General features: G+C 48.3%; 11 protein-coding genes. 4 read left to right on the plus strand and 7 right to left on the minus strand.

Annotation, left to right across the window (positions count from 1 at the left end):
• Nucleotides 1-32: 32 nt before the first annotated feature.
• The 5 genes from NL930_RS09290 to NL930_RS09310 are packed head-to-tail and all read right to left on the minus strand — an operon-like array spanning nucleotide 33 to nucleotide 5,891.
• Nucleotides 33-3,041: a DUF5714 domain-containing protein gene (locus NL930_RS09290; protein ID WP_254376496.1), complete on the minus strand. Its 3,009-nt coding sequence runs from the start codon at nucleotides 3,039-3,041 to the stop codon at nucleotides 33-35.
• Nucleotides 3,019-3,675: a TVP38/TMEM64 family protein gene (locus tag NL930_RS09295; RefSeq protein WP_254376497.1), complete on the minus strand. Its 657-nt coding sequence runs from the start codon at nucleotides 3,673-3,675 to the stop codon at nucleotides 3,019-3,021. The genes NL930_RS09290 and NL930_RS09295 overlap by 23 nt, the downstream gene beginning before the upstream one ends.
• Nucleotides 3,676-3,698: 23 nt before the next feature.
• On the minus strand, nucleotides 3,699-4,790 hold the full coding sequence (locus NL930_RS09300; protein ID WP_254376498.1) for a heterodisulfide reductase-related iron-sulfur binding cluster: 1,092 nt from the start codon (nucleotides 4,788-4,790) through the stop codon (nucleotides 3,699-3,701).
• Complete coding sequence (locus NL930_RS09305) at nucleotides 4,780-5,451, minus strand: TVP38/TMEM64 family protein (RefSeq protein ID WP_039675486.1); 672 nt, start codon at nucleotides 5,449-5,451, stop codon at nucleotides 4,780-4,782. The genes NL930_RS09300 and NL930_RS09305 overlap by 11 nt, the downstream gene beginning before the upstream one ends.
• The gene (locus tag NL930_RS09310) at nucleotides 5,451-5,891 is read right to left on the minus strand and encodes a rhodanese-like domain-containing protein (protein WP_052435265.1); all 441 of its coding nucleotides are present in this window, start codon (nucleotides 5,889-5,891) and stop codon (nucleotides 5,451-5,453) included. Before NL930_RS09310 ends, NL930_RS09305 begins: the two co-directional genes overlap by 1 nt.
• A gap of 223 nt (nucleotides 5,892-6,114) precedes the next feature.
• On the opposite strand from NL930_RS09310, the gene NL930_RS09315 reads away from it, so the two are divergent.
• Genes NL930_RS09315 through NL930_RS09330 form a run of 4 tightly spaced genes read left to right on the plus strand, consistent with a single transcriptional unit; the run spans nucleotide 6,115 to nucleotide 9,593 of the window.
• Complete coding sequence (locus tag NL930_RS09315) at nucleotides 6,115-7,194, plus strand: phosphotransferase (protein ID WP_254376499.1); 1,080 nt, start codon at nucleotides 6,115-6,117, stop codon at nucleotides 7,192-7,194.
• Nucleotides 7,176-8,495, plus strand: coding sequence for a TIGR04283 family arsenosugar biosynthesis glycosyltransferase (locus tag NL930_RS09320; protein ID WP_254376500.1), 1,320 nt, complete (start codon nucleotides 7,176-7,178; stop codon nucleotides 8,493-8,495). Before NL930_RS09315 ends, NL930_RS09320 begins: the two co-directional genes overlap by 19 nt.
• 43 nt (nucleotides 8,496-8,538) lie before the next feature.
• On the plus strand, nucleotides 8,539-8,886 hold the full coding sequence (locus tag NL930_RS09325; protein ID WP_254376501.1) for a CidA/LrgA family protein: 348 nt from the start codon (nucleotides 8,539-8,541) through the stop codon (nucleotides 8,884-8,886).
• Nucleotides 8,883-9,593 carry an LrgB family protein gene (locus tag NL930_RS09330; RefSeq protein ID WP_254376502.1) on the plus strand — a complete coding sequence of 237 codons (711 nt, stop codon included), beginning with the start codon at nucleotides 8,883-8,885 and terminating at the stop codon, nucleotides 9,591-9,593. The genes NL930_RS09325 and NL930_RS09330 overlap by 4 nt, the downstream gene beginning before the upstream one ends.
• A gap of 20 nt (nucleotides 9,594-9,613) precedes the next feature.
• Here the strand turns inward: NL930_RS09330 and NL930_RS09335 are convergent, their stop codons facing one another.
• Both NL930_RS09335 and NL930_RS09340 read right to left on the minus strand, forming a co-directional pair.
• Nucleotides 9,614-10,990 (minus strand): type IV pili methyl-accepting chemotaxis transducer N-terminal domain-containing protein, encoded by a 1,377-nt coding sequence (locus NL930_RS09335; protein WP_254376503.1) that lies wholly within the window; start codon nucleotides 10,988-10,990, stop codon nucleotides 9,614-9,616.
• An 8-nt stretch (nucleotides 10,991-10,998) separates the two neighbouring features.
• Complete coding sequence (locus tag NL930_RS09340; RefSeq protein WP_254376504.1) at nucleotides 10,999-11,664, minus strand: Crp/Fnr family transcriptional regulator; 666 nt, start codon at nucleotides 11,662-11,664, stop codon at nucleotides 10,999-11,001.
• Nucleotides 11,665-11,669: the final 5 nt, after the last annotated feature.

Below are 11,669 nucleotides of genomic sequence, written 5' to 3' on the forward strand. Positions count from 1 at the left end.
TACGCGCTACGCCATCTTAACCCACAATTATCCTAAAATATCGGGCACTTTTTGCCGTAGCAATACGCATTAAATTTCTTCTGGTCACACTTCGTCTGCTCTTCCGCCCAAAGCCTGACATGTAAGAAATCTTCCGACAAGGAAGAGGCGATCGTGAGTGCCGTCCAGACTTCTCGGTTGCAGCAGCGCGCCGCTTCGTATTCGGCAATTTTGCCCAAAACCGCATGCGTTACTTTTTGCGCTTGAGAACGTGCCGTTTTTGCCACGGGCGAGGCTTCCAGCAAAATCGCAAATCCGATTCCCACACCCGCCGCCGCGCCGCACATTCCTAAAAATCCGCACGCGCCTCCAATCACGCTTGAGCCTCGAGATAGAGCCGTTTTGAGCGCATTTTCGGGGAGTTTACCGCCGCTATTGCGATAAGCGGTCACGATGATGGCAGGCACCATCGCATGGTGTTCGGGACCGTGTTTGGGAATGCTCGGATGCGCCCTGATCTGCTTGAAAAGTTTTAACATGTCGCGTTCTTGAGAGCTTCGGCACAAATGCTCGATAACCGCAAGTGCGTCTTTAGCGTGGCAAGCATCACACACGTAATGCCCGTTTTCACATGTCACGCTACTTAGATGTACGCTATGGCAATAATGGCACACGACCTCTTGCACCGTCGTTTCATAGTGCAAAGGTGCTTTACAGACCATACAATCGTGCGCGGCTTTAGGTGTTATGAGCCCGAAACTTTCCGCCGCAAGGCTTCGTAACGACGGTTTCGACTCCGGAGGGAGCGCGCAGTTGCAAGCAGCACCTTCTTGATTGACGATGTTACCCTCCGCGTCGAAACAAAATAAAACGCTTTGCAATGCCTTTGCCGTACGGGCTCGAACTTTGGTTTTAACGCCTTTGTAAAGAACGATACCCTCTTCGAGAACCAAACGCTCTCCCTCACCCTTGTACATCACGTCGACGTACGTTTCATGCGAGGGTTTGTACGCTTCAAAACTCAACGAATAAAAAGGATGTCCTTGTACCTCGCGGTAAAAGAAGCGTTTCACTAAACGAACGTTCGTAAAACCGCTCTCGGCAAGTAAACCCGTTAAATGCGTTTGGCTCAAAGCACCCGCAATGCACTCGCCGCCGAGTTTGGCATCGTTTTTAATGCCCGCACTCGCTTCTTCGTCGCACACGACGTCCGAAACGACGAGCCTTCCGCCCTCTTTTAAGACGCGAAAGATTTGTGCGAAGAGTTTGCGTTTGTGCGTGGAAAGATTGAGCACGCAATTGGAAGTTACAACGTCGACGCTGGCATCGTCTAAAGGTAAGGCTTCCAAATAGCCTTGATAAAACGATAGATTATCGTATCCAAGGTTTTGGGCGACCGCTTTTGCGCCTTCTTGGGCGATACGCAACATCGAGGGAAGCATATCGACGCCGATAACGCGTCCGTTTTTTCCCACGAGTTTGGAAGCGATGAAGCACTCCACACCTCGACCCGAACCTAGATCGAGCATCGTCTCGCCCTCTTTTAAATCGGCTTCGAGAATCGGACTGCCGCAACCGTAGCCTCGAAAGCGCAACGCCTCGGGAATGTGCGAGAGTAACGCCTCATCGTAGCATACGGGATTTAAAATATCCGCTTTATCTTCCAACGCCGCATCATGGTAAAACGCTTTAACGATGCGAAGCGATTCGCTTTCTCCGGTGGCGATCATACAATTCGCATGCGTGTGCGCCACTCCCTCATGCGCGCCGCAAGTGTACAAAATATCGCCCATTTCCAAACACAAACCGGCTTTTTTCGGTTCGTACGAAGCCGCCTCGGCAAGCATCATTTCCATCGCCAAAGCACGCATTAAAGGCTCGTAAGGATCATCGCCCATCAAAGTTCGAGCATGATTGAAACTATGATCCAAATCGCCGCCTCCCAATAAAAACCGCAACGGCGTTTTCAAATCGACGACGGAACTTCGGGCGATGCGTTCGGCCGTCTCGCTTTTCAAAGCTTCGGCAATCGTATCGCCTCGCATCACCAATTCGCATTCCCCAACGGTTGCCGCACTCGGATAAAACCGTCCGTCATAGCCTAAAGCCACGGAACTGCGTCCGGAACTCGAACCGTCGTGAACCGTGCCTTTGGGGGCAAAAATTTGGGTTTTTAACGCTTCGAAATTGTCGATCGTAACGCCGTGTTCGCATGCGTACATGTAAGCTTTGAGTAACGCTTCCAACAGTACGTCCGTCGGCACGATACGAGCGTCGCTCCCGCGTCCGCGCACAAAATACCATAACAGATGCAGATGCGTCGCTCCCGCATTTTTCGTCGTATCGATCAGGCCTAAAAGCGTATGAAGGTTTTGGGGATGAACGCAAAAAGAGAACGAAAACGCATACGCGTTGTCTCGAAGCCATGCCGCGTTACGCAAGACCTTGGCAAACGTGCCTTTGCCTCGAAGCGCGTCGTGTTCGGCTTCCAGTCCGTCTACGCTGATTTGAAACAAAAGACGTTTGGAATCATACGAAGCGGCTGAAAAAACTTTTTGCACCAAAACGCCGTTTGTAAGGACAACGACGTTCGTCGCTTCGTAGTTCAAAATCGTCTCGATCAGCTCTAAAAAGCGCGGATGCACCAAAGGTTCGCCGCCGGTGACGATAAACAATCGACACCCGAGCGCATACGCCTCTTGCAGATGCTTTTGAATCGTCTCAAAGGCTAACATGTCGTTCTCTTCGGGCGAAGAACTAAACAGACAATGCTTACATGTCAGATTGCATCGGTTGGTCAGGTGAATCCAAAATTCCGCTAAAGAAGGAGCTTTCGTTTCGTATTTGGGACGATAAACGCGCGGATTGGGTACGGCGATACGTTTTTGAAAATGCACGTCGCCTTGTTGCAGTAAAAAGTCGGCTTCGGCATTGGGAATAAACCAATCGGCACCGTGTTCGTAGACGTAGATTGCACGGTTTTTATACGTAATTTTTTGCCACGAAGACCTAAAATCATTGATCTCTTCACGGATCGTTTCAGTGTAACTCACGGGTTTCATACCTCTTCACTCGTTTTTGAACATAGCCTCGAAGGAGCATCGAGACAATGACTAAAAGAACCATCAACGCAATACTTATCCAAAAATCCGCCGTACCGAACGCCAAGGTTTTTGCGCCGATATTGGCATAGACGAATACGCCGGGCATCATACCCAAAAATGTCGCAAAGAAAAAATCGCGGTAGCGAATCGTCGAAAAACCCGCCGAATAGCTGATGATGTTAAAGGGAACCAACGGCACCAAGCGCAACAGTAAAATCATCAAAAAACCGTGAGACTGTACACTGCGATGAAAATGAATCAGCTTCTCGTTCGAGAGCTTTGCATGCATCTTTTTACCGTACCAACGGGCAAGGAAAAACGACAACGACCCGCCGCAAAGCGCGCCGACGATAATGTAAACGCTGCCTATCGTAAAGCCGAAAATGAGTCCGCCCGCCAACGCTAAAATCCCGTCGGGAAAAAATACGAGCGGCGCTAACGTAAAGAGTACAATAAATATCAACGGCGCATACATACCGAAGCTCAAAACGAACGCCTTAATCGCTTCGACTTGTTCAAACGAGAGAATACCGCTTCGATAGAAAAAGAACATTAACAGTCCGAACGCTAAAAAAAGAAGTGCTTTTTTCATGGAAAATCCTTTTCAAAACGCGCTTACAAGCGTTCGATCATACGACGTGAACGGTAACGGTTGTACCACTTTTTGAGAACGCCTTGCTTGGCTTGACGCTTGAGGCGATGCGGCATAAAGATAAAGTCTAACAGATGAAGCCCGTTTTTGCCGCCTTTGCTCATCGACTCGGCGCAACTTTGGCAGTAGCTCACGATGCTTTCGCATTGCGTTTGAGCGGCTCTGCTTTGCATCTGCGCTTTAGCAAGATGCGGCGCGCTGAGTTCCATCATACCTCCGCTTCCGCAACACTGCGTTTTATCGCGGTTAAATTTGAACTCTTCAAACGAAAGACCGATCGTATGCATCAAAGCCCTCACGTCCTCTTGTAATGCGCTCTCAAAGCGCGTGGGACAAGGGTCGTGCAGAGCGACCGCATCGTACGAACGGTAGCGATCGATCGCGGTTTTCGGAACACCGATCTCGTTTAAAAGCGAATAGAGCGATACAATCGTAATATGCGGCGAATGGTTTTTGATACTCATATAGCAATTCTCGCATGCCGTTACGACCGTCGTCGCTCCCATCGCGGCAAGGTCGCTCTCCAAGCGCGATCGGTAGATGTGAAACTGCGCCGTATCGCCCATCATACGCGTGGGCGTACCGCAACACTGCTGAATGATGCCGATACCGGGCAATTGTGAACGCAAATAATCGAAAACCGTATAAATCAGCGAAGGCGAGTACGAAGAAAGAGCGCACCCGGGCATAAACGCCATATGCCTATACGCTCCAGCCGTAAACGATTTGAGCGTTGAAAAACGTTTTGAAAAACTCTGTTTTTGGTGAAACATGACCGCACCGTAACCGTATTTTTTCAAAACCTTTTGATCGGCGGCGTAGTGTTCTTTCGTGCCTTGAAAGAGTGCCCCAAAATCAATATCTTTCGGGCACACGTGCGCGCACAAACCGCACGACGCACACGAAAATGCCGTTGCTGAGCTCGGTTTTTCGCGCGTAAAGCGAAGCAGTAAATTTTTAGGCGAATCGGTGTGCGCGTACAGCATCGGACACCCTTTCATGCACGCCTTACAGTCCAAGCACGTTTCAAGATACTGCGCAATCTTAGCGTCCACGATACACCCGTTGGATGAGATAGACCAAAATCGTCACGGAAAAAAGAATCAACAAGCCGTACACGAACGTTCTCGCCCCGCCCGTTAACATCTCTCCGGCATACGAATACACGAGCGTCGCCGGTAATTGCCCGATGCCCGTAGCGATCACAAACGAGCTAAGGCGCATCGACGTCAACCCCGCGGCGTAACTGACCACGTCAAAAGAGATAAACGGAAGCAATCGCGCAATCAAAATCGCGTACACGCCGTGTTTTTCAAAAAAAGCGTCCACGCTTTCCAACGCCATCTTCGAGGTTAGTTTTTCGACGACTTCGCGCCCTAAAAATCGAGCGATGTAAAAACACAAAAGCGCGCCCGCCATCGCACTCGTCCACGAAAGTGCCGCACCCCAAAGCCAACCGAACAACGCCGCATTGGCAAAGGTAATGAGAAACGCCGGCAAAGGTGCCATGACCGATTGAAACACCATCAGCGCAAACGAAATCAACGGTGCCCAAACCCCGAACGATAAAATATACGCCTTAATCACTTCCAAATCGAGCCCTTGAAAAAGCGCGATCCAGCCTAAAAACAGTGCACGAGAGCTGGGAAGCACTATTAAGGCGATGAGAACGATACCGCTTAAAAGCAGTACCGCCCGTTTGTGCATTCGCGTCATTATTTGTCTAACACGTCTTTAATTTTATCTCTCGGCCATTCGTATTGACCGCCTTTAAGCGTAAAGAGTTGCTCTTTTTTGAGCCCTTTTTCCAAGTAAAAATCATACGCTCTATCGGCTCCTCCGCCGCCTCTTGGGCAGACGATGACCACTTTTTGATCGGGTTTAATGTTCGGCAAAAGCTCCGCTAAACGTGCTTTTTCCGCATCGGTTTTAACCGGATAGGCATACGTTGAAATAGCACCTTTGAGATGCTCCTCTTCAAAATCGGGTTTTTCTTGAATGTCGACTAACACGAGTTTGGAAGCGTCCTCACGCATCAACTTTGCCGTTTCGTCGGCGGTAATGTAGTTGTATTTGGCATTTTCTTTGACTTTACCGCCGCAACCAAGCGTCAACAAAGCCGTCAATACCACTGCGCTTATCGCGAGTATTTTCATGGATTACTCCTTTAGGAAATGACATGTAACGAACCTAAAGTGGGAAGTATGACAAAGAAGAGCACAAAGGAGGTCATGTCTTTTTTGATGTACGCTTAAGCCTTAAGCCGTTACATGATGTGGTACAATGATAAACTTTTGTAACTTACAACGAGGTTAAATCGGTCAACGTTTCTTGACTGATTTAAAAAGTACCGTCGTTTTAAAAGGAGCGTTCTCTCGTATGACAGTTGAAGATATTGCGCGTTACGTAGCCGCGCAAAGCGTTTTAGGAAAAGTATTAAAGCACGATCGTTACGATGTTTACGAAATCGGCGGAGGTAATTTAAATTTTATCTTTCGTGTACAAAGCGTATCCGGAAATTCGTTGATTATCAAGCATGCGCCGCCTTACCTTCGTATGCTCGGAGAAGCGTTTGCTTTGACGCAAGAACGTATCTGCGCGGAGATGCATACGATGCGTTATTTTCAAACCATCGCGCCTTCGTACGTACCGCACGTTTACCTGTGCGGCGAGGAGCGTTTCTGCTTTGCCATGGAAGATTTGCGGGAGTTTCGTTTGATGCAAAACCGCTCCGACGTGCCGCTTCCCATTTACGAAAAACTGGGCGATTTTTTAGCTTTGCTTTTTTTAAATACACCGCCGCCTCGTTTGGAGGGTTATTACGAAAACGCGGCGTTGAAGCGTATCAGCGACGAGTATATTTTTTGCTTTCCCCATATCGCCGATCATCCCGCCCTCGTTCGCGTACCCTACTTCACGCCGCGCCCGAAGAGCCCGCATTTCGACGCGACGATCGCTTGGCTTAGGACGCGTTTTTTAGAAGCCAAAGAGCACCTTTTACACGGTGATTTGCATACGGGATCGGTCATGAGTGATGGCTGCGATCTCAAAATCATCGATGCGGAGTTCGCCTTTTTCGGCCCTTTGGGATTTGACGCGGGCGTTTTGATCGCACACATTCTTTTTGATGAAATTCATGCCTATTGTAGCGATCAAGCAGTGCACTACACAAAACGCATACAAGCCTTCTTTCGCGGTTTTGAGGCGCGTGCACATACCGTCTCGTTAGCGTTTTTACGCGAAAGCGTCGGTTTTTGCGGTGCGGAGTTGTACCGACGTTTGCTCGTTCCGGCGAAAGCCAAGCCGCTCGAAGCTTTACCGAACGTATCGCAAAAAGCCCAAGCATATGCCTTAAGCGAAACCTTGGCGATCGATTTGGTCGAAGCATGCTTACATGTAGAATCGCTTGAAGATTTTCTCGCACGCGTGGAGCGTCGCTTATGTCCCAAAACGCGCTAATTTATTTTCTCAAAGCTCCCAAAGAAGGTGACGTCAAAACGCGCCTTGCAAAAAGCATCGGCAACCAAGCGGCGACTCGATGCTACACGCTTTTGTGCGAACGGCTTTTGGCACTTGAAGTCGACGAAACCGTCGATCGCTTCATCGCTTACGGCGACGCTCAACACGCCATACCGCCGTTTGAAGGCTCTTTCGGTCTCTTTTTTCAAGAAGGCGAGGACTTGGGAGCACGTATGCAAAACGCGTTTCGGCACTGTTTTGCGCAAGGCTACGAGCGCGTCGTCTTGGTCGGAGCGGATATTCCCGACATCGACGCACCGCTTTTAAACGAAGCATTTGATACACTTGCATCGCACGATGCGATTTGCTCGCCGACGTATGACGGCGGCTATTACCTCATCGGCTTTCACGCAACGACCTTCACGCCCAAGGCATTTAAGCATATCGTCTATTCGCAAAGCGACGTTTTTGCCAAAACGCTCGATGCGCTTTTTCCTCTCGTGGTCGCTCAAGGCAAAACGCTTCACGACCTTGATACCTTGGACGATCTTAGAGCCCTTGCCTTTAAAGCCTCTTTTGCGTTTCATACCTACGCGCAAGCCCTCTTAAAAACGCTTCCGCGCATCAGCGTCGTCTTGCCCGTATATCGCGAAGATGAGCGGTTACAAAAGATCATTGCTCAAACGCGTCAGCGAGCGCAAACGGCTTCCGTCGAAATCATCGTCGTCGACACCGATGAGAGAACCACCGTCGATGCCGTGGCATTGGAAAACGTTCGCATCGGATTTAGCCGACAAGGGCGTGCCGCGCAGATGAACGAAGGGCTTTTGATGGCGCAAGGAGAAACCGTGCTGTTTTTACATGCGGACACATTGCTTCCCGACGCTTGGGATCGTTTGGTCGAAGAAACCTTACATGTCACGTGTGCGGGAGCGTTTTCATTGGCGATCGACGATGCGCATCCGTGGTTTCGTTTTATCGAAAACGCCGCCAATCTTCGCGCAAAACTGACACGCGTTCCCTACGGCGACCAAGCCCTCTTTTTCTCGACGCCGTTTCTACGCGAACAAGGCGGTTTTGCCGACATTGCGTTGATGGAAGACGTGGAGATCATGCGACGCCTCAAAAAGCAACATGTACCGATCGTCATACGAAGCGAAACGGTGTTGACCTCTTCACGACGATGGCATCAAGAAGGCTTTGTGTACACGACGCTTCGCAACCGCGTTTTAAGCTTTTTATTTTGGCTAGGCGTCTCTCCGAAGCGTTTCATCAAACGCTATCGAGCACATCGGGACTAAATTTTGTATAATCATCTTTTTCATACCACCCTTTAGGAAAGCCATGTTACACGGTATCTTGACCCTTTTGCTCTTCCAATTTGCGGGAGAGTGCATCAGCAAACTTTTTGAGCTTAAAATCCCAGGCCCCATCATCGGTATGGTTTTACTCTTACTTTTTTTAGTCATACGAAAAGGAAGTTTTCATGCGTTAGACAATGCCGTTTTTTGGTTGTTACGCTATTTGCCGCTGTTTATAATTCCTGCGGCGGCGGGCATCATCACACAGGTGGAGACGATTTCAAACGAACTGTTTGCCATTCTAGCTTCCTTAATTGCGGGAACCTTTTTATCGCTCGCTTTTAGCGTGAAACTGATGGATATTTTAATTTCAAAAAAGGAAGAGCGATGAATGTCGATGCGCTCATGGCGTATATCACGAGTACGCCTTTAACGTGGATTATCATTACGATGAGTGCGTATAAAGCGGGGATTTTGATTTACGAAAAAACGGGCAAACACGCGTTATTACAGCCTATTGTGATCGCATACGTCATTATGCTTCCCATTCTGATCATCGCGCACATTCCCTATAAACAGTATTTTGAATCGGTCAGCATTTTGCACTTTTTTCTAGGACCCGCTACGGTGGCACTTGCTCTTCCCTTGTACAAAAACCTCAAACTGATTCGTGCGTACCTTTTGCCTATTTTCATCACGCTTTTTGCCGGTGGAATTTTTACCATTTTAAGTGCAGTGGGTATTTTATGGCTTTTGGGTGCTTCCAAAATTACGATGCTCTCGATGACGACCAAGTCTGTGACCGCTCCCATCACGCTGATCACTGCGCAAGACATCGGAGCCAATGCCTCTTTAGCCATCGGATTTGTCGTCATCACGGGACTTTTGGGAGCACTCTTTGGGACGTTTGTGTTTAAGCTTTTAAAGATCAAACACGATGCCGCCAAAGGCTTTGCACTCGGACTCATCTCGCACGCCGTAGGAACGGCTAGAGCCTTTGAGATCAGCGAAAACGCCGCCGCCTTTTCCGCCTTAGCGATGGGTTTAATCGGCGTATTGATCGCCGTTTTCTTGCCGATCGTGACCCAGTTTTTATAGCTTACATGTAAGTATTAAGCTTACTCGCTTTTTTTGCCCTCCGTCGTGCCGTTTTCGACCATTTGGTTGAGGCTACGTTTGAGCTTTTGAAGCATTTTATTGACATGAATGAGGTTTTCCGCCGATTGGATCGCGATGTCTTCGGTGGCGTTGACGTTTTTATCGAATGTCTTTTTTTCGTTTTCGTCGATACCCATACCCTCTATCGCGTCTTCGACCTCTTCGGCGATTTGCTGGAGTTGAGACACGGCGTTTTCGGCTTTTTTAAGCGCGTCTTCGCTCTCTTGCATCGCGAGGTTGACCTTTTGCACAAATTGAGAGATGTGCGTGGAAGCTTCTTGAAGCTCGTCTTCGCTGTCGGAAGAGAGGTTGAGATGGTGTTTCGTGACGATGTTAACGTCGCCTTGCGCCAACTCTTTGGCTTTTTGCACAAAACCTTCCAGATGCTCGATGACCTCTTTGGTCATCACGAACGCATAGAGGATAATCACCAAACCGATCAACAAGCCGATGTATTGGAACTTTAAGAAAAGATCGTTTTTATGTTCGCTATGGTCGGTATAGAGCCATACCGCCTCGTCCATCGCGTTTAAAAGCTGAATATTTTTTTCGTAAATATACGCAAGGTGTCGGTTGATCTGTGTCTCTTTTTCGATCAAACGATCTAAAAAGACGACGTACTCTTCCCAATACGCGTTCGTCTCTTTCACGACTCCGTAGACTTTCGGATCGTTTTGCACGGCGGGATCGTTCAAAAAGCCTTTGATCGTCTTATCGTACAAGGCTTTGGCGTCGGCGTAAATAACCAAGTCTTGTGCGTTTGCCATTCGCAAATAGCGGTTGGCGTACAGTCCCATACGTTGAGAGAGCATACGTTGGCGACCCGAAAGATCGATATGCACGTTACTCAAATTGGCACCGACCATGCGTTGCACGACCGCATCGGAGAGGAACAAAAGCTTTTCGATGCGCGGCGTTAAAACCTCGGTATCCAAACGAATCGACTCGATGCCGCTTTTCAAGGCTTCGACCTCTTGTTTAAAAGGCTTCCAATACGCCATCACCTCTTCGAGTTTAGCTTGGATTTTCTCGTTTTGCGGCGCGTAAATGCCTTTGGCGTCGTTGCCGTAAAGCAGATCGTTCAGGCTACTTTCAAAAAGCCCGACCGCGGTGTTGAGTTCACGAAAATCGTTTCCTTGACGATGCACGATAAAGAAGACTTCTTTGCTCATTTTTTGCGAAAGCATACGCTGTTTGCCGGCGATATTGATGATATAAGAGTCTTTTTTGCTCATCTGATTCATCATCACGGTTAACGAGATGATGGCAATAATAACGAACGAAAGCAGCCCTCCGGCGAGCTTCATTTTGGTGCTGATGGTTTTAGGTGTAATCATCGTTTTGCCTATTCGTAAATGTCTTTAAGTTCTTGCGCGTTCAAAATGACGACGTTGTTTTTGTCGATTTCGATCACACCGTTACGCGTTAGTTTGTTTAAAATACGCGAAAGCGTTTCGGGTTGAATGTGCAACATGTAAGCGATTTCATGCTTTTTGAGGGCATTAAACGTCTCTAGATCGTTGATCAACATGTGCGCGACTTTCGCCGTTCCGTCAAACACGACGTCGCGGCTAATAATACACTGCATTTGCTGAATCATCTTAAAGGACTCTTCGAGGATTTTGGTCATAAGGCGATGGTTCGTGTAGATCATCTCGCGAAACGGCGCGCTTTGAATGCTTAAAACCGTGCTGTTTTCTAAAAATTCGGCATTGGCGTAACAACTGATAAAAAAGCTGTCGATGAGTTTTGAGACGTTAAAAATCAACGATTTGGAGAAAAGTTTGTACAAGAAAATCTCGTTTTCAAAACGATCGACTTTGTAAAATTTAACCGACCCGTCGATAATATAATACACTGCGTCTTTACTGTCTTTCTCGTAAAAAAGAACGTCGCCTTTTTGGTACTGTTTGACCCCGCTAAAATGTGCGATTTTTTCGATGTCGCCCTCTTCGAGCGACTGAAAAATCGGCAAATGAGCGATTAAGGCGGCATGTTCGATTAATGCCATCTGCG

This window comes from Sulfurospirillum sp. hDNRA2 (assembly GCF_024206095.2).
Lineage (GTDB): Bacteria > Campylobacterota > Campylobacteria > Campylobacterales > Sulfurospirillaceae > Sulfurospirillum.

Coding starts and splice junctions, on each gene's coding strand:
- NL930_RS09290 (WP_254376496.1), bottom strand. CDS start 3,041: ATGAAACCCGTGAGTTACACTGAAACGATCCGTGAAGAGATCAATGAT.
- NL930_RS09295 (WP_254376497.1), bottom strand. CDS start 3,675: ATGAAAAAAGCACTTCTTTTTTTAGCGTTCGGACTGTTAATGTTCTTT.
- NL930_RS09305 (WP_039675486.1), bottom strand. CDS start 5,451: ATGACGCGAATGCACAAACGGGCGGTACTGCTTTTAAGCGGTATCGTT.
- NL930_RS09310 (WP_052435265.1), bottom strand. CDS start 5,891: ATGAAAATACTCGCGATAAGCGCAGTGGTATTGACGGCTTTGTTGACG.
- NL930_RS09315 (WP_254376499.1), top strand. CDS start 6,115: ATGACAGTTGAAGATATTGCGCGTTACGTAGCCGCGCAAAGCGTTTTA.
- NL930_RS09320 (WP_254376500.1), top strand. CDS start 7,176: ATGTCCCAAAACGCGCTAATTTATTTTCTCAAAGCTCCCAAAGAAGGT.
- NL930_RS09325 (WP_254376501.1), top strand. CDS start 8,539: ATGTTACACGGTATCTTGACCCTTTTGCTCTTCCAATTTGCGGGAGAG.
- NL930_RS09330 (WP_254376502.1), top strand. CDS start 8,883: ATGAATGTCGATGCGCTCATGGCGTATATCACGAGTACGCCTTTAACG.
- NL930_RS09335 (WP_254376503.1), bottom strand. CDS start 10,990: ATGATTACACCTAAAACCATCAGCACCAAAATGAAGCTCGCCGGAGGG.
- NL930_RS09340 (WP_254376504.1), bottom strand. CDS start 11,664: ATGGCATTAATCGAACATGCCGCCTTAATCGCTCATTTGCCGATTTTT.